This is a genomic window from Bosea sp. RAC05, from assembly GCF_001713455.1.
Lineage (GTDB): Bacteria > Pseudomonadota > Alphaproteobacteria > Rhizobiales > Beijerinckiaceae > Allobosea.
This window is the reverse complement of the sequence record NZ_CP016464.1, coordinates 4,689,137-4,709,131: the sequence shown is the minus strand read 5'-3', so window position 1 is coordinate 4,709,131 and position 19,995 is coordinate 4,689,137. Positions and strand designations below refer to the sequence as shown.

The 19,995-nt window shown below is 68.8% G+C and carries 19 protein-coding genes; 10 read left to right on the top strand and 9 right to left on the bottom strand.

The window, feature by feature from the left end:
• Positions 1-32 precede the first annotated feature (32 nt).
• The 4 genes from BSY19_RS25810 to uxaC are packed head-to-tail and all read right to left on the bottom strand — an operon-like array spanning position 33 to position 3,377.
• A complete protein-coding gene (locus tag BSY19_RS25810; RefSeq protein WP_069056665.1) occupies positions 33-374 on the bottom strand; it encodes a cupin domain-containing protein in 342 nt (113 codons plus the stop codon).
• Positions 371-1,129 carry a 2-dehydro-3-deoxy-D-gluconate 5-dehydrogenase KduD gene (gene kduD / locus BSY19_RS25805; RefSeq protein WP_069056664.1) on the bottom strand — a complete coding sequence of 253 codons (759 nt, stop codon included), beginning with the start codon at positions 1,127-1,129 and terminating at the stop codon, positions 371-373. Before kduD ends, BSY19_RS25810 begins: the two co-directional genes overlap by 4 nt.
• On the bottom strand, positions 1,129-1,977 hold the full coding sequence (gene kduI, locus BSY19_RS25800) for a 5-dehydro-4-deoxy-D-glucuronate isomerase (RefSeq protein ID WP_069056663.1): 849 nt from the start codon (positions 1,975-1,977) through the stop codon (positions 1,129-1,131). The genes kduD and kduI overlap by 1 nt, the downstream gene beginning before the upstream one ends.
• Positions 1,974-3,377, bottom strand: a complete 1,404-nt coding sequence (gene uxaC, locus BSY19_RS25795; RefSeq protein WP_069056662.1) for a glucuronate isomerase — start codon at positions 3,375-3,377, stop codon at positions 1,974-1,976. The genes kduI and uxaC overlap by 4 nt, the downstream gene beginning before the upstream one ends.
• Before the next feature lie 185 nt (positions 3,378-3,562).
• On the opposite strand from uxaC, the gene BSY19_RS25790 reads away from it, so the two are divergent.
• Positions 3,563-4,306, top strand: coding sequence for a GntR family transcriptional regulator (locus BSY19_RS25790; RefSeq protein ID WP_236840453.1), 744 nt, complete (start codon positions 3,563-3,565; stop codon positions 4,304-4,306).
• A 144-nt stretch (positions 4,307-4,450) separates the two neighbouring features.
• Positions 4,451-5,839 carry an amidase gene (locus BSY19_RS25785; protein ID WP_069057396.1) on the top strand — a complete coding sequence of 463 codons (1,389 nt, stop codon included), beginning with the start codon at positions 4,451-4,453 and terminating at the stop codon, positions 5,837-5,839.
• Here BSY19_RS25785 and BSY19_RS25780 read toward each other — a convergent pair whose 3' ends face one another.
• The 3 genes from BSY19_RS25780 to BSY19_RS25770 form a co-directional block, all read right to left on the bottom strand.
• Positions 5,840-6,400: a DUF4337 domain-containing protein gene (locus BSY19_RS25780; protein ID WP_069056661.1), complete on the bottom strand. Its 561-nt coding sequence runs from the start codon at positions 6,398-6,400 to the stop codon at positions 5,840-5,842. It abuts the gene before it with no gap.
• A 76-nt stretch (positions 6,401-6,476) separates the two neighbouring features.
• On the bottom strand, positions 6,477-7,403 hold the full coding sequence (locus BSY19_RS25775) for a tyrosine recombinase XerC (RefSeq protein ID WP_069056660.1): 927 nt from the start codon (positions 7,401-7,403) through the stop codon (positions 6,477-6,479).
• 70 nt (positions 7,404-7,473) lie between these two features.
• Positions 7,474-7,824: a hypothetical protein gene (locus BSY19_RS25770; protein ID WP_069056659.1), complete on the bottom strand. Its 351-nt coding sequence runs from the start codon at positions 7,822-7,824 to the stop codon at positions 7,474-7,476.
• Positions 7,825-7,929: 105 nt separating this feature from the next.
• On the opposite strand from BSY19_RS25770, the gene BSY19_RS25765 reads away from it, so the two are divergent.
• The 7 genes from BSY19_RS25765 to BSY19_RS25740 all read left to right on the top strand — a co-directional run bounded on the left by BSY19_RS25765 (position 7,930) and on the right by BSY19_RS25740 (position 15,830).
• The gene (locus BSY19_RS25765) at positions 7,930-10,116 is read left to right on the top strand and encodes a primosomal protein N' (protein WP_069056658.1); all 2,187 of its coding nucleotides are present in this window, start codon (positions 7,930-7,932) and stop codon (positions 10,114-10,116) included.
• A 239-nt stretch (positions 10,117-10,355) separates the two neighbouring features.
• Positions 10,356-10,925 (top strand): F0F1 ATP synthase subunit delta, encoded by a 570-nt coding sequence (locus BSY19_RS25760; RefSeq protein ID WP_069056657.1) that lies wholly within the window; start codon positions 10,356-10,358, stop codon positions 10,923-10,925.
• On the top strand, positions 10,925-12,454 hold the full coding sequence (atpA, locus tag BSY19_RS25755; protein ID WP_069056656.1) for a F0F1 ATP synthase subunit alpha: 1,530 nt from the start codon (positions 10,925-10,927) through the stop codon (positions 12,452-12,454). The genes BSY19_RS25760 and atpA overlap by 1 nt, the downstream gene beginning before the upstream one ends.
• Positions 12,455-12,557: 103 nt before the next feature.
• Positions 12,558-13,427: a F0F1 ATP synthase subunit gamma gene (locus BSY19_RS25750; protein WP_069056655.1), complete on the top strand. Its 870-nt coding sequence runs from the start codon at positions 12,558-12,560 to the stop codon at positions 13,425-13,427.
• Between the two features lie 66 nt (positions 13,428-13,493).
• The gene (gene atpD / locus BSY19_RS25745; RefSeq protein ID WP_069056654.1) at positions 13,494-14,960 is read left to right on the top strand and encodes a F0F1 ATP synthase subunit beta; all 1,467 of its coding nucleotides are present in this window, start codon (positions 13,494-13,496) and stop codon (positions 14,958-14,960) included.
• Positions 14,961-15,029: 69 nt separating this feature from the next.
• Positions 15,030-15,407, top strand: coding sequence for a hypothetical protein (locus tag BSY19_RS27760; protein ID WP_150129740.1), 378 nt, complete (start codon positions 15,030-15,032; stop codon positions 15,405-15,407).
• Positions 15,408-15,416: 9 nt separating this feature from the next.
• Complete coding sequence (locus tag BSY19_RS25740; RefSeq protein WP_069056653.1) at positions 15,417-15,830, top strand: F0F1 ATP synthase subunit epsilon; 414 nt, start codon at positions 15,417-15,419, stop codon at positions 15,828-15,830.
• Between the two features lie 56 nt (positions 15,831-15,886).
• Here BSY19_RS25740 and BSY19_RS25735 read toward each other — a convergent pair whose 3' ends face one another.
• On the bottom strand, positions 15,887-16,267 hold the full coding sequence (locus tag BSY19_RS25735; RefSeq protein WP_150129739.1) for a VOC family protein: 381 nt from the start codon (positions 16,265-16,267) through the stop codon (positions 15,887-15,889).
• A 46-nt stretch (positions 16,268-16,313) separates the two neighbouring features.
• Positions 16,314-19,406 (bottom strand): bifunctional proline dehydrogenase/L-glutamate gamma-semialdehyde dehydrogenase PutA, encoded by a 3,093-nt coding sequence (gene putA, locus BSY19_RS25730; RefSeq protein WP_069056651.1) that lies wholly within the window; start codon positions 19,404-19,406, stop codon positions 16,314-16,316.
• 130 nt (positions 19,407-19,536) lie between these two features.
• On the opposite strand from putA, the gene BSY19_RS25725 reads away from it, so the two are divergent.
• Positions 19,537-19,992, top strand: coding sequence for an Lrp/AsnC ligand binding domain-containing protein (locus BSY19_RS25725; protein WP_257785732.1), 456 nt, complete (start codon positions 19,537-19,539; stop codon positions 19,990-19,992).
• The last annotated feature ends 3 nt before the right edge of the window (positions 19,993-19,995 follow it).

The following is a 19,995-nucleotide window of genomic DNA, read 5'->3' as shown; positions in this document are numbered from 1 at the left end:
CGCCCTGCCAGGTCATCCCGGCAAGGCGTGTTTCAGACGAATTCCTTCCGCATCGGCGTGAAGGAATCGATCAGCTGGCCGGCCTCGACCGCGGTGACGCCGTGGACGAGATCGGCCGGGACGAAGAAGGTGTCGCCGGCCGTCAGCCGCTGGGTCTGTCCGTCGATGGTGACGTCGAAGACGCCGCTCTCGACGTAGGAAGCCTGGCGATGCGGGTGCTGGTGCGCCTTGCCGACGGCACCGGCCTCGAAGACCACCCGCACCACCATCAGATCCTCGCCATAGGCCATGATCTTGCGCTTCACGCCGGGCTCGGTCGGCTCCCAGGCGATCGCGGCGTCCTGCTGGAAGAAGGAATTGAGACGCGTGGTCATCGTGCGAGCCAGCCTCCGTCGACGGGGATGATGGCGCCGTGCATGTAGGCGGCGGCGTCGCTGGCGAGGAACACGGCGGCGCCGCCGATGTCCGAGGGCTTGCCCCAGCGGCCGGCAGGAATGCGCGCCAGGATCGCCTGGTTGCGGTCGGGGTCGGCGCGGAGCGCCTGCGTGTTGTTGCTCTCGATGTAGCCCGGGGCGATGGCGTTCACATTGATGCCCTTCTGCGCCCATTCGCAGGCGAGCAGCTTGGTCAGGCCGGCGAGCCCGCTCTTGCTGGCGGTGTAGGAGGCGACGCGGATGCCGCCCTGGAACGACAGCAGCGAGGCGATGTTGACGATGCGGGCGCCGCGTCCGGCCTCGACCGCCGATTTTGCGAAGGCCTGGGCCAGGAAGAACGTCGCCTTGAGGTTGACGTTCATCACCTCGTCCCAGTCGCTCTCGCTGAAATCGAGGGCGTCGGCCCGGCGGATGATGCCGGCATTGTTGACGAGGATGTCGAGCGGGCCGGCGAGACCTTCAGCCTGCGCGATGACGCGCGGCGCGATGCCCTGCTCCTGAAGATCGACCTTGAGGGCATGAGCCGTTCCGCCGGCCGCCGCGACCAGCCCCAGCGTCTCGTTCAGGTCCGAGCGCCCGGCGGCCACCACCGTGGCGCCCGCTTGCGCCAGCGCCAGCGCGATGCCCTGGCCGATGCCGGTATTGGCGCCGGTCACCAGGGCTCCGCGGCCGGTGAGGTCGAAGGGCGAGGCCATCAGCGCAGCATGTCCACGGGGGCGGGGTCCATGTCGGTGAACTCGACATTGTCGCCGGCCATGGCCCAAACGAAGGCGTAGTTCGAGGTGCCGCAGCCGCAATGGATCGACCAGTTCGGCGAGATCACGGCTTGCTCGTTGGCGACGAGGAGGTGCCGGGTCTGTGTCGGCTCGCCCATGAAGTGGAAGACGCGGTGGGCGGGGTCGAGATTGAAGTAGAGATAGGCCTCCATCCGCCGCGTATGGGTGTGGCAGGGCATCGAGTTCCAGACCGAGCCGGGCTCCAGCGCCGTCATCCCCATCACCAGCTGGTTCGTGCCGGTGGTGTTGGGCATGATGTATTGCCGGATGGTGCGCTTGTTCGAGGTCTCCGACGAGCCGAGATGGATCGTGTTGGCGTCGTCCTTGCGGATGAGCTGATGCGGTGCCTCGCGGTGGGCGGGCGCGCTGGTCAGGTAGAACTTGGCGGGGTTGGCGGCATCCGCGCTGGCGAAGGAGACGTCCTTCGCGCCGAGCCCGACATAGAGGGCGTCGAGATTGGGCAGATCGAAGGCCTGACCGTCCACCGTGACGCGGCCGGCGCCGCCCAGGTTGATCACGCCGAGCTCGCGCCGGGCCAGGAAGAAGGGCGTGCCGGTCGGCGCGAAGGGGGCGAGCGTCAGCGCGGCCGCCGCCGGCATCGCGCCACCGACGATCATGCGGTCGTAGTGGCTGTAGGTCAGCGTGATCTCGCCCGGAACGAAGATGCGCTCGATCAGGAAGTCGGCGCGCAGGGTCTCGGTGTCGTAGCCGCGGACATCGCGCGGATGCGCGGCCTGGCGTTCGTCGGTCGTCTTGGGGGCGGTCACAGGCGATAGGCCTCCTTGGCCAGTCGGTAGGCGAGGTCGTGGGCGACCTCGGCCGCCTCGTCCTCGCCGAGGCGGTGCTCGGCGACGAGCTTGGCGAGATAGGTGCAGTCGCAGCGGCGGGCGACGTCGTGACGCGCGGGAATCGAGAGATAGGCGCGGGTGTCGTCGTTGAAGCCGACCGTGTTGTAGAAGCCGGCCGTCTCCGTCGTCAGTTCGCGGAAGCGCAGCATCGCCTCGGGCGCATCGAGGAACCACCAGCCCGGCCCGAGCTTGAGCGCCGGATAGTGGCCGGCCAGCGGGGCGAGTTCGCGCGAATAGCTGGTTTCGTCGAGGGTGAAGGCGATGACCGTGAGGTTGCGCTCGTTGCCGACCGCGTCGAGCAGGGGCTTCAGCGCGGCGACGTAGTCGGTCTGGCGCGGGATGTCGGCGCCCATGTCGCGCCCGAACTGCGCGAACAGCGAGGCGTTGTGGTTGCGCGACGAGCCGGGATGGATCTGCAGCACGAGCCCGTCATCGAGGCTCATCTTCGCCATCTCGGTCAGCATCTGGCCGCGGAAGAGATCGGCGTCCTCGGCCGAGGCCTTGCCAGCGACGACCCTGGCGAAGAGCGCCTCGGACTCGGCCTTCGAGAGATTGGCGGTGCGGGCGGTGGCGTGGCCATGGTCGGACGAGGTGGCGCCGCGCGCCCGGAAGTAATCGCGGCGCTTGCGATGGGCGGCGAGATAGCCGTTCCAGCTCATCACGTCCTCGCCCGTCAGGGCGCCGAACTGCTCGAGATTGGCGGCGAAGCCTTCGAACTCGGGATCGACGACGCTGTCGGGGCGATAGGCGGTGACGACCTTGCCGCCCCAGCCCGACGCCTTGATCATGTCGTGCCACTTCAGATCGTCGAGCGCGCCCTCGGTGGTCGAGATCGCCTCGATCTTGAAGCGCTCGAACAGCGCGCGCGGCCGCAGCTCGGGCTCGCCCAGCTTCTCGGCGATCCGGTCATAGAGCCGGTCGGCGTTCTCCGGCGACAGCCGCTCGTTGATGCCGAAGACCGAGGAGAGCGCGTGCTCGAACCAGAGCCGGGTCGGCGTGCCCCGGAACAGGAACCAATGTTGGGCAAAGAGGCGCCAGACCGCGCGCGGATCGGTCTCGACCGGCGCGCCATCCTTGCGGGGGATGCCGAGCTGCTCCAGCCGCACGCCCTGCGAATAGAGCATCCGGAAGATGTAGTGGTCCGGCTTGACCAGCAAGGTGGCGGGATCGGGGAAGGGCTGGTCCTCGGCAAACCAGCGCGGGTCGGTGTGGCCATGCGGCGAAATGATCGGCAGATCGCGAATCCCGGCATAGAGCCGGCGCGCGATTCCGCGCGTCACGGGGTCCGCGGGAAACAGGCGATCATCATGCAGCAACATCGGGTCCGGGCGCTCCCATCGGATCGGCCGGCGGACCATAGGCGCGACGGTGAGGCGCGGTCAATATACTAATATACTAGTACGTCACAGATAGTCGTGCTATCCGCCGGAAGGCGCAGTCGCCATGCGGCAGGCGCATCCTTCCGGCAGGGCCGCCCGGCCCGCCGGCCCAGCGAGGCAAGGCGATGTCGCAGGTCACGATCCCGCCGAAAGTGAGTGTCGATCCCATGCGCCGCGAGCGGCGGCGCCAGCCCCTGGGCGGCATTCCGGCCGGCCGCTCCACGGCGGCCTCCATGGTGCAGGACGAGCTGAGGCGCGCCATTCTGGCGATGGAGATCGTGCCGGGCGCCGCACTGGTCGAGAAGGAGCTGACCGCGCATTTCGGCATGAGCCGGACACCGGTTCGCGAGGCCCTGATCCGTCTGAAGGAGGAGGGGCTGGTCGAGATCTTCCCGCAGGCCGGAACCTTCGTGGCGCGGATCCCGAGCGAGGCGATTCCCGAGGCGGTGTTCATCCGGCAGGCGCTCGAATGCGCCACCGTCGATCTGGTGGCGCGCATTGCGGCGCCCGAGGCGATCAGCCGGCTCGACGCCACGATCGCCCGCCAGCACGAGGCCTTCGAGGCGAGCGACCAGGAGGGCTTCCATCGCGCCGACGAGGAGTTCCACGAGGCCCTGGCCATGGTCGCCGGCTATCCCGGCATCTGGAAGATCGCGCATGCCGCCAAGAGCCAGATCGACCGCTGCCGGCGCATGACGCTGCCGGTGCCGGGGCGCATGTCGATGGTCATCCGCGAGCATCTCTCGATCGTCGATGCGGTCCGCCGTCATGACGGCCCGGCTGCGGTCGCCGCGATGCGCAAGCATCTGGGCACGCTGCTGCCCGACCTGGTGCATCTGCGGGCGGAGCATCCGGACTACTTCGCCTGAGGGGCCAGGCCCGGCGCGGGGCTTGCTTGGCGTCGCGATGCGGCCAGGTCCGGCGCGGGTTGCGCTGTGCGACCATGCCGTGTCCGATCAGCCGTGGCATGGATGATCGCCATGCCGCGCCCCTGCCTGCCGAGGATGATGCCGATGCCCAGCCCCGCCGATCTCAGCGCCGCCGAGCTGTTGCAAGCCTACCGCACCAGGGCGCTCTCGCCGGTCGAGGTGGTGGAGGCGGTCATCGCCCGGATCGAGCGATGCGAGCCGCAACTCAAGGCCCTCTATGCCTATGATCCCGAGACCGCACGGGCTGCGGCGAAGGCCTCCGAGGCGCGCTGGATGAAGGGGCAGGCGCTGCCGCTCGACGGCGTTCCGGGCACGATCAAGGAGAACATCGCCACCCGGGGCACGCCGATGCCGATCGGCACCGCCGCGCGCGACCTGTCGCCCATGCTGGAGGATGCCCCCGTCGCCGCGCGGCTGGGGGAGGCGGGCTTCGTCATGCTCGCGAAGACGACGATGCCCGATTACGGGATGCTGTCCTCGGGCCTGTCGAGCTTCCACGAACTCGCCCGCAATCCCTGGGATGTGACGACAAACCCGGGCGGCTCCTCGGCCGGGGCCGGGGCGGCGGGCGCGGCCGGCTATGGGCCGCTGCATGTCGGGACCGATATCGGCGGCTCGATCCGGCTGCCGGCCGGCTGGTGCGGGCTGGTCGGGCTGAAGCCGAGCTTCGGGCGCGTGCCGATCGACCCGAGCTATTACGGCCGCGTTGCCGGACCGATGACCCGCACCGTCACGGACACCGCCCTGATGATGCGCGAGATCTCGAAGCCCGATGCGCGCGACGGCATGAGCCTGCCGCCCCAGGAGATCGACTGGCTGTCGCTCGAGATGGACGTGAAGGGGCTGCGGATCGGCCTGCAGCTCGACCCGGGCATCGGCATCCCCGTCGAGCCGGAGACGAAGGCGGCGATCGAGGCCGCGGGCCGGGCCTTCGCCGCGGCTGGCGCGATCGTCGAGGAGGCGCCGGCCTTCATGACGCGGGCGATGCTGGACGGGCTCGACGATTTCTGGCGCCAGCGCGCCTGGGCCGAGATCGGGGCTCTCCCGACAGAGAAGCAGGGCAGGGTTTTGTCCTACATCTTCGCCTGGGCCAATGTCGGGGAGTCGCTGTCGGGCCTTCGCGTCTACAACGGCATGAGCCAGATGCTGGCGATCAAGCAGGCGGCGCTGAAGCAGAGCGCGCCGTTCGACTTCGTGCTCTCGCCGGTCGCGCCGGTTCCGGCCTTTCCGGCCGATTATGCCTCGCCGATCGACGATCCGCGCGAGCCCTTCGAGCACATCGTCTTCACGCTGCCGGCCAATATGTCCGACCAGCCCTCGATCGCGGTGCCGGCCGCCATGACGGCCGGCGGCCTGCCGATCGGCCTGCAGATCACGGGGCGGCGCTTCGACGATCTCGGCGTGCTGCGGCTGGCGCGCGCCTGGGAACGGCTGCGCCCGCCGCTGCCGGCTTACCCCGGCGCGGGCGCCTGATCAGAACAGCAGGCGCGGGGCGAAGAGCGCCAGCGCCATGAAGACCAGCGAGAGCGCGCCGAGGCCGCCCGCGGCATAGGCCAGCACGCCGACGCCGGTGATGATCGAGGCCGAGGCGACGACGATGCCGATCTGCAGCAGGCCCGAGGCGATCTCGAAATTCTCGCTGCGGGCCTTCTGGTCATCGCGGACCTGCTCGGTCGCCTTGGCGCGGGCCATGAGCTCCTTGCGGCCCTCCTGCGTCTCCGGCTCGGATTCGTAGCGGGCGACGGTCGCCTTCCAGCCGTCGATGCGCTTCTGCAGGCGCTCGCGGGTGGCGGGATCGGTCGTGGCGGCGAGATCGATCTCCATCGCCTCGGCGGCGGTGCGGACGGTGGTGCCGCGAATGGTCTTGGCCTGGAAGAAGGACCAGAGATTCGATGCGTCGATGTTCTTGGCGATCGATTCGTTCTCCGCCTGCTTGCCGCCGATTTCCGACAGCGAGAGCAGCAGCGCCAGCACCGCGATGAGCAGCGCGATCTTCTTGTTGCCGCCCTCGGGCGGCTCGATGTGAGCAGACACGAATCACCCCCAAGGCCGTGGCCGTGCGTCTTAGGCGATGCCTCAACGGCAACCAAGCCGGCGGAGGAGGTTGGGGTCAGCGTCCCGCTTGCGGATGGGCGGCGTCATAAGCCGCCATCAGCCGGGCGGAGTCGACGCGGGTGTAGATCTGCGTCGTCGAAAGCGAGGCGTGGCCGAGCAGTTCCTGGATGGCGCGCAGGTCGCCGCCGCGGCCGAGCAGATGGGTGGCGAAGGAGTGCCTGAGCGCGTGCGGCGTCGCGGAATCCGGCAGGCCGAGCGCACCGCGCAGGCCCTCGACGGCAAGCTGGATGATGCGCGGCGAGAGCGGGCCGCCCTTGGCGCCGACGAAGAGCGGGCCGTCCGGCGGCAGGCGCCAGGGGCAGAGCGCGAGATAGCCGGCGATGGTGTCGACCACGACGGGCAGGACGGGGACCATGCGGGTCTTGCTGCCCTTGCCGATCACGGTGAGCGTGTCGCCCGCATGGGCGGGCGCCTGCGCGCGGGTCAGCGACAGCGCCTCCGAGATGCGCAGGCCGCAGCCATAGAGCAGCGACAGGACGGCGGCGTCGCGGGCGAGGATCCAGGGATCGCGCACGTCGCCGGCGCGCGTCTCGGCCTTTGTGACAGCGCGCGCGGCCCGTGCTTCCAGCGGCCGGGGCAGGGCCTTGCCGATGCGCGGCCCGCGCGTCGCGGCGAAGGCGGCGGCGGTCAGCCGGCCCGTGCGCTCGCCGAAGCGGGCGAAGGAGCGCAGTGCCGCGAGCTGGCGCATCAGCGTGCGGTTGCCGACCTCCTCGCGCCGGCGGCGGCCGAGGAAGGCGCGCAGATCCGCCGGCTTCAGCGCGGCGATGTCGGCGACGCTCGGGGCGCCGCCGAGATGCTCGGTGAGGAAGGCCGCGAACTGGCGCAAATCACGGGAATAGGCCTCCAGCGTCTTCGGCGAGAGCCGGCGCTCATGGGCGAGATGGTCGAGCCAGGCGCGGGCGAGGGGGTCGAAATCGGTCATGGAGCGGCCTGTGCCTCGGGTCGACCCGGAGCATGACGGCGCAACCTTAACGCCTCGCGAAGCGGCGGCCTCAGCGCTTCGGACAGGCGAAGGGCATGAAGGTGCTGGCCATGCCCTGGTTCATGCCCATGACGACCATGACATTGGCGAGGTTCAGCTCCTCGGCGCTGCGCGGGCACACCTCGCCCTTGATGCTGCAGCCGGAGGCGAGAAAGGCCTGGTGCGCGTCGAGGAAATCGGGGCTCAGCCCCTTGCGCCCGAGCTTCGACAGCGCCTCGCCATAGGCCTTGGTGTAGCGCTCGCATTTGATCGCGGGCCAGTTTTCGGGCGGCGCCGGCTGGGCGTGCCCGGGGAGGGCGGAGGTGGCGATGAGGGCGGCGCCGAACAGGAGGGCCCTCGGGAGGTGTGGGGAGACAGGCATGGGCGGGCTCGGATCTGCAGCCGGGAGGGCGGCAGACATCATGCGATCGCGGCCCGGATAAGGCAGGCGGTTGTCGCCATGGCGGGCAGGGGCTAGGCACGGGCGATGAGCGGCGAAGCGGATCGGGCGGAGGATGGCGGCACCGTCGAGGTGCTGATCCCGCTCGCGCTCGACCAGGCCTATAGCTATGCGGTGCCTGATGGGCTCGTGCTGTCGCCCGGTGATGTGGTTCAGGTGCCGCTCGGGCCGCGCCAGACGGTTGGCGTCGTCTGGGAGCGTGGCGCGGGGCGCGGCGGGAATCTCAAAAGCGTCACCGCCAGGCTCGACATGCCGCCGCTCGACGGCGCGCTGATGAAGCTGGTCGACTGGGTCGCCTGGTACACGCTGGCGCCCAAGGGATCCGTGCTGGCGCTGGCGCTGCGGCGGCCTCCCGAGGATGGGCCGGAGCGCCCGCGGCTCGGGGTGCGGCTCGTCGGTGCGCCACCGGCGCGGATGACGCCAGCGCGGGCGCGGGCGATCGCGGCCGCGGAAGGCGGACTGCTAACCGCCAAGAGCGCGCTCGCCGAGGCGGCTTCGGTCAGCGCCGCCGTGATCGATTCCCTGGTCGATGCCGGGACCTTCGCGGTGGAGCCGCTGCCGCGCGAGGCCGTGGCGGCGATGCCCGATCCCGACCATGCCCGCCCGGCGCTGTCGGAGGATCAGGCGGCCGCGGCGGCGGCGCTCGTCGCCTCGGTCAAGGCCGCGACCTATGGCGTGACGCTGCTCGAAGGCGTGACCGGCTCCGGCAAAACCGAGGTCTATTTCGAGGCGGTCGCCGAGGCCGTGCGGCTGGGCCGCCAGAGCCTGATCCTGATGCCCGAGATCGCGCTCACCGCGCAGTTCATCGACCGGTTCGAGGCGCGTTTCGGGGTCCGGCCCGGGCTCTGGCATTCGGCGGTGACGGGCCGCAGGCGCGAGCGCCTGCAGGCTGCGATCGCCAGCGGCGAGGCGAAGGTGGTGGCGGGCGCGCGCTCGGCGCTGTTCCTGCCCTACAAGGATCTCGGCCTGATCGTCGTCGATGAGGAGCACGAGGCCGCCTACAAGCAGGAAGACGGCGTCGCCTACCACGCCCGCGACATGGCGGTGGTGCGCGGCCGGATCGAGAATGCGCCGGTCATTCTGACCTCGGCGACGCCCTCGCTCGAAACCCGCGTCAACGCCGAGCGCGGGCGCTACACCCATCTCAAGCTGCCCGAGCGCTTCGGCGGGCGGACGCTTCCGACGCTGGGCCTGGTCGATCTGCGCCAGGACAAGCCGCCGCGCGGGCGCTGGATCTCGGACACGCTGGCCAAGGCCATGACCGCCAATCTGGAGGCCGGCGAACAGTCGCTGCTGTTTTTGAACCGGCGCGGCTATGCACCGCTGACGCTGTGCCGCGATTGTGGGCACCGCTTCCAGTGCCCGAACTGCTCGGCCTGGCTGGTCGATCACCGTTTCCGCCGTGCGCTGGTCTGCCACCATTGCGGGCATGTCGAGCGTCGGCCGCATGAATGCCCGCAATGCCATGCGCAGGACAGCCTGAGCGCCTGCGGTCCGGGCGTCGAGCGCCTGGCCGAGGAGGTCGCGACGCTGTTCCCTCAGGCGCGCGGCATCGTCCTGTCGAGCGATTTCCCCGGCGGCACCGAGCGGTTGAAGACCGAGCTGATGGCGGTGGCGTCGGGCGAGTTCGACATCGTCATCGGCACGCAGCTCGTCGCCAAGGGGCACAACTTCCCGGGCATGACGCTGGTCGGCGTGATCGATGCCGATCTCGGCCTGACCTCGGGCGATCCGCGCGCGGCGGAGCGCACCTTCCAGGTGCTGCGCCAGGTGACGGGCCGGGCGGGCCGTGGCGAAAGGCCGGGCCGGGCGCTGCTGCAGACGCATGACCCGACCCATCCGGTTCTCAAGGCGCTGATCTCCGGCGATCCGGAGCGGTTTTATGCCGCAGAGACGGCGTCGCGCGAGGCGGCAGGCCTGCCGCCCTTCGGGCGGCTGGCGGCGCTGATCGTCTCGGCCAACCACCAGGCGGAGGCGGAGGCGCATGCCCGGGCGCTGGCGCGCTGTGCCGAGCCGCCCGACGGTGTCGTCGTGCTCGGCCCGGCCGAGGCGCCGCTCGCCGTGCTGCGCGGGCGCCACCGCATGCGGCTGATCGTCCGGACGGCGCGCGACGTGAACCTGCAGGATTATCTGCGCGCCTGGCTCAGGCGGGCGGGCAAGCCCAAGGGCTCGGTGCGGGTGGCGGTCGATGTCGATCCGCAGAGTTTCCTCTGAGGCGGCGCGCCTGGCGCGGGTCTCGTCCGGCGGCGGCGGAAAAGACAGACAGAACCGCGCCTTCGATCGGCATCAACGGATTGCGCGCCCCAAAACCACATGCTAGTGCACCGCCACATTTAGGTCGCGAAGCCGTCTTGCCGGGTTCACGTCCGTGATACATCGCAGCGCCGGGACCTTGCACTCCGCCTTCTCCCGAAGGCCGCCGGGGCGGTCCCATGAAACGAGAGATTTGACGCGTGGCTGAAGGCGGATCGCAAGGATCACTGGTTTCGGGCGTGGCCGGTCGCTACGCCACGGCCCTGTTCGAGCTGGCCAGCGAGGCCAAAGCCATCGATGCCGTCAACGCCGATCTCGACAGCTTCTCGGCGATGCTCGCCGAAAGCGAGGATCTGCGGCGCCTCGTCGGCAGCCCCGCCTTCTCGGCCGAAGAGCAGACCGGTGCGATCAAGGCCGTGCTCGCCAAGGCCGGCATCTCCGGAATCGCCGGCAATTTCATCGGCCTCGTCGCCAGCAAGCGCCGCCTGTTCGCGCTGCCGGGCATGATCGCCGCCTACAAGGCGCTCGTCGCCGAGGCCAAGGGCATCGTCAGCGCCGAGGTCACGCTGGCCGAGACGCCGGCGGCCAAGCGGGTCGACGAGATCCGCGCCGCGCTCGCCGCCGTCGCCGGCAAGGATGTTGATGTCGCGATCAAGATCGATCCGTCGCTGATCGGCGGGCTCGTCGTGAAGATGGGCTCGCGGATGGTCGACGCCTCGCTGAAAACCAAGCTCAATTCAATTCGTCTTGCCATGAAAGAGGTCGGCTGATGGAAATCCGCCCCGCTGAAATCTCCGCGATCCTGAAGGCCCAGATTTCGAACTTCGGGTCCGAAGCCTCCGTCACCGAGGTCGGTCAGGTCCTGTCCGTCGGCGACGGCATCGCCCGCGTCTACGGCCTCGACAAGGTCCAGGCCGGCGAGATGGTCGAGTTCGAGAGCGGCGTGCGCGGCATGGCGCTCAACCTCGAGAGCGACAATGTCGGCGTCGTGATCTTCGGCTCCGACCGCGAGATCAAGGAAGGCCAGACGGTCAAGCGCACCGGCGCCATCGTGGACGTGCCGGTCGGCAAGGAGCTGCTCGGCCGCGTCGTCGACGCGCTCGGCAACCCGATCGACGGCAAGGGCCCGATCAAGGCGACCCAGCGCGCCCGCGTCGACGTCAAGGCGCCCGGCATCATCCCGCGCAAGTCGGTGCACGAGCCGATGGCGACCGGCCTGAAGGCGATCGACGCCCTGATCCCGATCGGCCGCGGCCAGCGCGAGCTGATCATCGGCGACCGCCAGACCGGCAAGACCGCCGTGGCGCTCGACACGATCCTGAACCAGAAGGCCAACAACGAGACCGGCGACGAGAGCCAGAAGCTCTACTGCGTCTATGTCGCGATCGGCCAGAAGCGCTCGACCGTCGCCCAGTTCGTGAAGGTGCTCGAAGAGCGCGGCGCGCTGGAGTACTCGATCGTGATCGCCGCCACCGCCTCGGACGCGGCGCCGATGCAGTTCCTGGCGCCCTTCGCCGGCTGCGCCATGGGCGAGTATTTCCGCGACAACGGCATGCACGCCGTGATCATCTATGACGACCTCTCCAAGCAGGCCGTCGCCTACCGCCAGATGTCGCTGCTGCTGCGCCGCCCGCCGGGCCGCGAGGCCTATCCGGGCGACGTGTTCTATCTCCACTCCCGCCTGCTCGAGCGCGCGGCGAAGATGGGCGAGGATGCCGGCCTCGGCTCGCTGACGGCGCTGCCGGTCATCGAGACGCAGGCGAACGACGTGTCCGCCTACATCCCGACCAACGTGATCTCGATCACCGACGGCCAGATCTTCCTCGAGACCGACCTGTTCTATCAGGGCATCCGCCCGGCGGTGAACGTCGGCCTCTCGGTGTCGCGTGTCGGCTCGGCCGCGCAGACCAAGGCGACCAAGAAGGTCGCCGGCAAGATCAAGGGCGAGCTCGCGCAGTATCGCGAGATGGCCGCCTTCGCGCAGTTCGGCTCGGACCTCGACGCCGTCACGCAGCGCCTGCTCAACCGCGGCGCTCGCCTGACCGAACTCCTGAAGCAGCCGCAGTTCTCGCCGCTGAAGATGGAAGAGCAGGTCGTGGTGATCTATGCCGGTGTCAACGGCTATCTCGACGCGCTGCCGGTCGCCAAGGTCCGCTCCTTCGAGGACGGGCTGCTGGCGCTGGTGCGCGGCAAGCATGCCGACATGCTGGCCGAGATCGGCAAGTCCAAGGATCTTTCGGACGCGAACGCCGCGAAGCTGAAAGAGCTCGTGACCGACTACGCCAAGTCGTTCTCGTAAACGTCATCGCGAGCGCGGTGGAGCCTTCGGCTCCGCTGCGCAGTTGCTCTGGATTGCTTCGTCGCCGCGCCGCGCGCCATGACGGGTAGAGGGTCAAGACCGGATGCCGTCCCTTAAGGACCTACGAAACCGCATCGCTTCCGTGAAGGCGACGCAGAAGATCACCAAGGCCATGCAGATGGTCGCGGCTGCGAAGCTGCGCCGGGCGCAGGCGGCGGCGGAAGCCGCCCGTCCCTATGCCGAGCGCATGGAGACGGTGCTGGCGAATCTCGCCGCCGGCGTGACCGGCTCGAGCGCGCCGCGCCTGATCGCCGGTACGGGCTCCGACAAGGTGCATCTGCTGCTGGTCTGCACGGCCGAGCGCGGCCTGTGCGGCGCCTTCAACTCCTCGATCGCCCGTCTCGCCCGCGACAAGGCGCTGGCGCTCAAGGCCGAGGGCAAGACGGTCAAGATCATCTGCGTCGGCAAGAAGGGCTACGACCTTCTGAAGCGTCAGTTCGAGAAGGACATCATCGAGCTGATCGACCTGCGCTCCTTCAAGCAGGTCGGCTACGCAAATGCCGAGACGATCGCCCAGAACGTGCTGTCGCGCTTCGCGGCCGGCGAGTTCGACGTCGCGACCGTGTTCTTCTCGAAGTTCAAGTCGGTGATCTCGCAGCTCCCGACCGCCCAGCGCATCATCCCCGCCGAAATCCCGGCCGGCACCAAGGCGACCGAGGCGGTCTACGACTACGAGCCGGACGAGGGCGAGATCCTCGAGACGCTGCTGCCGCGCAACCTCACCGTCCAGGTGCTGCGCGCGCTCCTCGAGAACGCCGCCTCCGAGCAGGGCGCGCGCATGTCGGCGATGGACTCCGCCACGCGCAACGCCGGCGAGATGATCAAGAAGCAGACGCAGCTCTACAACCGCTCGCGCCAGGCGATGATCACCAAGGAACTGATCGAGATCATCTCCGGCGCGGAAGCGCTCTAACCGCCTGAATTGAGGCCGGCGCGCCGGCTTTGTCGACACGCTGAACGCGAATCCGAGGTTATCACCATGGCCAAAGCCGCTACGAAGAAGACCGCCGCCGCCGAGAAGCCCGCCAACACCGGCACCGGCCGCATCGCGCAGGTCATCGGCGCCGTCGTCGACGTCCAGTTCGACGGCGTGCTGCCGGAGATCCTGAACGCGCTCGAGACGACCAATCTCGGCAACCGCCTCGTCCTCGAGGTCGCCCAGCATCTCGGCGAGAACACGGTCCGCACCATCGCGATGGACTCGACCGAAGGCCTGGTCCGCGGCCAGTCGGTGACCGACACCGGCGCCCCGATCGCGGTTCCGGTCGGCGACGAGTGCCTCGGCCGCATCATGAACGTCATCGGCGAGCCGATCGACGAGGCCGGCCCGATCATGACGACCGCCACCCGCGGCATCCACCAGCCGGCTCCGTCCTACGCCGAGCAGGCGACGGACGCGCAGATCCTGGTCACCGGCATCAAGGTCGTCGACCTGCTGGCTCCCTACGCCAAGGGCGGCAAGATCGGCCTGTTCGGCGGCGCCGGCGTCGGCAAGACCGTGCTGATCATGGAGCTCATCAACAACGTCGCGAAGGCCCATGGCGGCTATTCGGTGTTCGCCGGCGTCGGCGAGCGCACCCGCGAGGGCAACGACCTCTATCACGAGATGATCGAGTCGGGCGTGAACAAGAAGGGCGGCGGCGAGGGCTCCAAGTGCGCCCTGGTCTACGGCCAGATGAACGAGCCGCCGGGCGCCCGCATGCGCGTCGCCCTGTCGGGCCTGACCGTCGCCGAGGACTTCCGCGACAAGGGCCAGGACGTGCTGTTCTTCGTCGACAACATCTTCCGCTTCACGCAGGCGGGCTCGGAAGTGTCGGCTCTGCTCGGCCGCATCCCGTCGGCGGTGGGCTATCAGCCGACGCTGGCGACCGACATGGGCAACCTGCAGGAGCGCATCACCACCACCAACAAGGGCTCGATCACCTCGGTGCAGGCGATCTACGTCCCCGCCGACGACCTGACCGACCCGGCGCCCGCGACCTCCTTCGCCCACCTCGACGCCACGACCGTGCTCTCGCGCTCGATCGCGGAAAAGGGCATCTACCCGGCGGTCGACCCGCTCGACTCGACCTCGCGCATGCTCTCGGCCGACATCGTCGGCGCCGAGCACTACGGCGTGGCGCGTCAGGTCCAGCAGATCCTCCAGCGCTACAAGGCGCTGCAGGACATCATCGCGATCCTGGGCATGGACGAGCTCTCGGAAGAGGACAAGCTGACGGTCGCCCGCGCCCGCAAGATCGAGCGCTTCCTGTCGCAGCCCTTCTTCGTCGCGGAAATCTTCACCGGTTCGCCGGGCAAGCTGGTGGCGCTCGAAGACACCATCAAGGGCTTCAAGGGCCTGGTCGAGGGCAAGTACGACCATCTGCCGGAAGCGGCGTTCTACATGGTCGGCTCGATGGACGAAGCCATCGAGAAGGCCCAGCGCCTGGCGGCCGAAGCGGCCTGATCGAGCATGTCTCTGTGGGAGGTAGCCGGGCCTATCTTTGCAGATAGTAACGGCTGCCTCTGCGAGATCGTGATCGAACCTGTCAGCGAGCGGGACTGGAACGTGTTCCTGTCATCGATCGTGGATACGGAATGGCCGATCAGGTTCGAGCGAAATGGCCATGTTTCGCGGCTTCCCAGTGTTGTTTCAGCTGTCAAAGACGAAGAAAACTCAGTTGTTCTGCGGATTGCCCCTGGAAATCTGGATTGCAATTGTGTCTTCAACCAGATTGATGAAATCGCTCTAAGCTTCGACCCAGCAGATTTTCGTAGTCCCGAACGGTTTTCGGAATTAGAGCGACTTATGCTTTGGCTCTCGCGGTTATTCGGGAAAGCTGCCTCCGTATATCTGAATAGCTGGCGCGAGCATGTCTTGTTCGAGCTAGACATGACGGCGACGCCGCAATAGGAGAGCTAGATGGCCACCTTCAAGTTCGAACTCGTCTCGCCGGAGCGCATCCTGTTCTCGGGCGAGGTCGTCAGCGTCATCGTTCCCTCGATCGAGGGTGAGATGACGGTGCTGGCCGGCCATGCGCCGCTGGTCGCCACGCTGAAGACGGGCATCGTCTTCGTCCAGACGACCGGCAACAACGGCAAGGAATTCTTCGTCAATGGCGGTCTCGTCGAGATCAACGCCGCCTCGACGACGATCCTGGCGGAGCAGGGCCGCTTCCTCGAGGACGTCAACGCCGCCGTGCTCGACCAGGAGATCCTGAGCGCCGAGACCAAGCTGACGGGCTCCCAGGACGAGGACGAGAAGAAGCGCCTGCACGACACGCTGGTGCAACTGCGCGAGTTCAAGCACGTGTTCGAAGGCCGTAAGGCGGCCTGAGCGCCACGACAGCCTGAGACGATCAGAGGGGCCGCGCGAGCGGCCCTTTTTCGTTGTCAGGCGTAGCTGATGAACTCGAGCAGGGAGCCGTCGGGATCGCGGAAATAGACGCTGGTGCCGGCGCCGCCGCGGCCAAAGCGCGCAACGGGTCCGAGTTCCACCGGCACATTGCGGGCGGCCAGATGCGAAACTGCGTCCGCGATTGGCCCGTCCCAGCGGAAGCACAGATCGCTTCCGCCGGGCGGAACGGGGAGCCTCGCCTTCGGCTCCGGCTGGAGCCCCGGCCCGTGGCAGTTCAGCTGCGCGGCGCCGATCCGGTAGACGAAGCCCGCCCCGTTCGGGACCACGGTGGCCCCGAGAACATCCCGGTAGAAGGCGTTGGAGCGATCCCAGTCCGAAACGTGGATGACGCAGTGGTCGAAGCTGATCGCGTCCATGGCCATCTCTCGTTGAACTCGTCCGGTGCCGTCGGCGAGCTTTCGCCTACTCCCCCATCGCGATCAAGCTGGCATTGCCACCGGCGGCGGCCGTGTTAACCGTCACCGTCTGCTCCGTCGCGAAACGCATCAGGTAGTGCGGACCGCCAGCCTTCGGCCCGGTGCCCGACAGGCCATGGCCGCCGAAGGGCTGCACGCCGACGACGGCGCCGATGATGTTGCGGTTGACATAGATGTTGCCGGTCGAGAGCCGGCTGGTGACCTGCTCGATCGTGGTCTCGATGCGCGAATGGACGCCGAGCGTCAGGCCGTAACCGGTCGCCTCGATGTCGCGGATGACCGTGTCGAGTTCGCCGGCCTTCCAGCGCACGACATGCAGGATCGGGCCGAAATGCTCACTTGCGAGGTCGGCGACGCGGCCGAGTGTCACGACATGCGGCGCGACATAGGTCCCGCCGAGGGCGGGCGCCTGCCCGGCCCAGCTGACGCGGCCGAGCCGGCGCATGGCGTCGATATGGCTGTCGAGGCGGTGCTTGGCGGCGCCGTCGATGACCGGGCCGATATGGGTGTCGATCCCGCGGGGGTCGCCGAGCTTCAGCTCGCGCGCGGCGCCGGTGATCATCTCGATCATCTTGTCGGCGACATCGTCCTGGACGACGAGCAGGCGCAGCGCCGAGCAGCGCTGGCCAGCCGAGCGGAAGGCCGACATCACGACATCGTCCGCGACCTGTTCGGCCAGCGCCGTGGCATCGACGATCATGGCGTTGAGACCGCCGGTCTCGGCGATCAGCGGAACGATCGGGCCGTCCTTGGCCGCGAGCGCGCGGTTGATCGCGCGCGCGGTCGTGGTCGAGCCGGTGAAGGCGACGCCGGCGACATCCTTGTGCGCGACCAGGGCCGCGCCGACCGCGCCGTCGCCCGGCACGAGATGCAGGGCGGACGTGGGGATGCCGGCCTCGTGCAGCAGCCGCACGGTCACGGCCGCGATCAGCGGCGTCTGCGGCGCCGGCTTGGCGACGACGCTGTTGCCGGCGACGAGCGCGGCGGCGATCTGGCCGGCGAAGATCGCGAGCGGGAAATTCCAGGGCGCGATGCAGAGGAAGGCACCCCGTCCGCGCAGGATCAGGCGGTTGTCCTCGCCGGTCGGGCCGGGCAGCACGGTGGGCGTCGCGAGCTTGGATTCCGCCTCGGCGGCATAGTAGCGGCAAAAATCGACCGCCTCGCGCACCTCCGAGACGGCATCGTCGAGCGTCTTGCCGGCCTCGGCCTGGAGCAGGGCGAGCAGCAGGCCGCGACGCGCCTCCATCAGGTCCGCGGCCTTGCGCAGAGCGGCCGCGCGCGTGCGGGCCGGGGTGGCGTTCCAGGCTGGGAAACCGGTCTTCGCCGCCGCCATGGCGCGCGCTGCCGTAGCCGAGTCGGCCTCGGTAACGCGGCCGATGACGTGGTTGTCGATCGGCGAGCGGACATCGCGGGCCGCGCCCCCCGCGCTCGCGCCGTCGATGATCGGCGTGGCCTCGGGGAAGGGCTTGGCGGACGCCGCCGCGATCTCCGCCAGCAGGGCCTCGAGGCTGTCGGCATGGCCGAGTTCGACGCCGGCCGAGTTCTTGCGGGACGGGCCGAAGAGATCGGCCGGCAGCGGGATGCGCCGGTGCCGCGCCGCGCCGGGCTGGCCGATGATGTCAGCCGGCGGCACGAGAAGCTGCGCCACGGGCACGTCGGGGTCGCCGGAGACGCTGACGAAGGAGGAGTTGGCGCCGTTCTCGAGCAGGCGCCGCACCAGATAGGCGAGCAGGTCCTGATGGCCGCCGACCGGCGCATAGGTCCGGCAGGCGAAGCCCTCATGGCCGGCGAGCAGCTTTTCATAGAGCGCTTCGCCCATGCCGTGCAGGCGCTGGAACTCGAAGCCCTCGGACGACCCCGCCATCTCGGCGACGGTCGCGACCGTCTGGGCGTTGTGAGTGGCGAACTGGGGAATGATGCGCGGGCGAAGCGCGAGCAACTGGGCGGCGCAGGCCTCGTAGTTCAGGTCGGTCATCGCCTTGCGGGTGAAGACCGGATAGTCGGGCAGGCCGCGCTCCTGGGCGCGCTTCAGCTCGGTGTCCCAATAGGCGCCCTTGACGAGCCGCACCATCATGCGCCGGCCATGGCTCTCGGCGAGCGCGCCGATATGGTCGATCACGGCCGAGGCGCGCTTCTGATAGGCCTGGATGGCGAGGCCGAAGCCGTCCCAGTCCGCCAGGGAGGGATCGGCGACGACGGCGTCGATGATGTCGAGCGAGAGTTCGAGCCGGTCGGCCTCTTCGGCATCGATGGTGAAGTTGAGGTCGTAGCGCTTGGCCTGCTGCGCCAGGGCGATCACCTTCGGCGTCAGCTCGGCCAGCACGCGGGCATGATTGGTGGCGTCGTAGCGCGGATGCAGGGCCGAGAGCTTGACCGAGATGCCCGGCCGGTTCGGCAGCGGCGCGTTGCCGGCCGAGCGGCCGATGGCGTCGATCGCCGCCGCATAGGAGGCGAAGTAGCGGTCGGCGTCGGCCTGCGTCCGGGCGCCTTCGCCGAGCATGTCGAAGGAGTAGCGGTAGAGCTTGCCGCTCTTCGAGCCGGCGCGCTTCAGCGCCTCCTCGATGGTCTGGCCGAGCACGAAGTGGTTGCCCATGACGCGCATGGCCTGGCGGGTGGCGGTGCGCACCGTCGGCATGCCCAGCCGCTTGGCGAGGCCGCCGATGATGCTGGTCGGCGTCTCGCCGGGCTGGATGACGCGGGCGGTGATGCCGAGCGCCCAGGCCGAGGCCGAGACCAGGAAGGCGTCCGATTTCGATTCGTGATGGGCGAAGTCGCCCTGGCCGAGCTTGTCCTCGATCAGCCGGTCGGCGGTGGCGGCATCGGGCACGCGCAGGAGCGCCTCGGCCAGCACCATCAGGGCCAGGCCCTCGCGGGTCGAGAGCGAATACTCCCGCAGCAGCTCCTCGATGCCGCCGAGTCCGACCTTGCGGCTGCGGATCGCGTCGATCAGCCCGGTCGCGCGGGCGTCGATGCGGGCCTTCGCCGCCGGTTCGCGGCGCGCGCCGGCCAGCAACCACGCGGCGATCTCGCCGTCGTCCTGCGCGAAGGGGACACGAAAGGGCGGGAGAAGGGCGGCCATGAAGGGGCTCCGAACCGATGCAGCGGATGATCTGAAGAATCATCCGGCCGAGGCCTCATATCAATTGGCTGTTTTGGCGAAGAGGCCGTATCTTGTTCGGCCAAAGCAGCCTCTTGCCGAGATTCATCCCGTGCTCGATCGAACCGACCGCCGCATCCTGTCGCTGATTCAGGGAGACGGCCGCATGGCCGGCGTGGAACTGGCCGAAAAGGTCGGGCTGTCGCCGACGGCGGTAGGGGAGAGGCTGAAGCGGCTGACGCGCGAGGGCTACATCACGGGCTATCGCGCGACGCTGGACCCGCTCAAGCTCGGGCTCAACCTGCTGGTCTTCGTCGAGGTCTATCTCGACAAGACGACGCCCGACGCCTTCGAGCGCTTCGCGGCGGCGGTGAAGCGGGCGCCGGAGGTTCTGGAGTGCCACATGGTGGCCGGCGGGTTCGACTATCTGGTCAAGACCCGCGTCGCCGACATGAACGCCTATCGCCGCTTCCTCGGGGAGGTGCTGCTGGCGCTGCCGGCGGTGCGCGAGACGCGCACCTATGCGGTGATGGAGGAGGTCAAGACCGACGGCGCGCTGCCGCTGTGAGCC

What these genes read in the sequence shown, in the direction of transcription:
- BSY19_RS25810 (WP_069056665.1), bottom strand. Translation starts at nt 374, where the DNA reads ATGACCACGCGTCTCAATTCCTTCTTCCAGCAGGACGCCGCGATCGCC.
- kduD (WP_069056664.1), bottom strand. Translation starts at nt 1,129, where the DNA reads ATGGCCTCGCCCTTCGACCTCACCGGCCGCGGAGCCCTGGTGACCGGC.
- uxaC (WP_069056662.1), bottom strand. Translation starts at nt 3,377, where the DNA reads ATGTTGCTGCATGATGATCGCCTGTTTCCCGCGGACCCCGTGACGCGC.
- BSY19_RS25790 (WP_236840453.1), top strand. Translation starts at nt 3,563, where the DNA reads ATGTCGCAGGTCACGATCCCGCCGAAAGTGAGTGTCGATCCCATGCGC.
- BSY19_RS25785 (WP_069057396.1), top strand. Translation starts at nt 4,451, where the DNA reads ATGCCCAGCCCCGCCGATCTCAGCGCCGCCGAGCTGTTGCAAGCCTAC.
- BSY19_RS25775 (WP_069056660.1), bottom strand. Translation starts at nt 7,403, where the DNA reads ATGACCGATTTCGACCCCCTCGCCCGCGCCTGGCTCGACCATCTCGCC.
- BSY19_RS25770 (WP_069056659.1), bottom strand. Translation starts at nt 7,824, where the DNA reads ATGCCTGTCTCCCCACACCTCCCGAGGGCCCTCCTGTTCGGCGCCGCC.
- BSY19_RS25765 (WP_069056658.1), top strand. Translation starts at nt 7,930, where the DNA reads ATGAGCGGCGAAGCGGATCGGGCGGAGGATGGCGGCACCGTCGAGGTG.
- atpA (WP_069056656.1), top strand. Translation starts at nt 10,925, where the DNA reads ATGGAAATCCGCCCCGCTGAAATCTCCGCGATCCTGAAGGCCCAGATT.
- BSY19_RS25750 (WP_069056655.1), top strand. Translation starts at nt 12,558, where the DNA reads ATGCCGTCCCTTAAGGACCTACGAAACCGCATCGCTTCCGTGAAGGCG.
- atpD (WP_069056654.1), top strand. Translation starts at nt 13,494, where the DNA reads ATGGCCAAAGCCGCTACGAAGAAGACCGCCGCCGCCGAGAAGCCCGCC.
- BSY19_RS25740 (WP_069056653.1), top strand. Translation starts at nt 15,417, where the DNA reads ATGGCCACCTTCAAGTTCGAACTCGTCTCGCCGGAGCGCATCCTGTTC.
- BSY19_RS25735 (WP_150129739.1), bottom strand. Translation starts at nt 16,267, where the DNA reads ATGGACGCGATCAGCTTCGACCACTGCGTCATCCACGTTTCGGACTGG.
- putA (WP_069056651.1), bottom strand. Translation starts at nt 19,406, where the DNA reads ATGGCCGCCCTTCTCCCGCCCTTTCGTGTCCCCTTCGCGCAGGACGAC.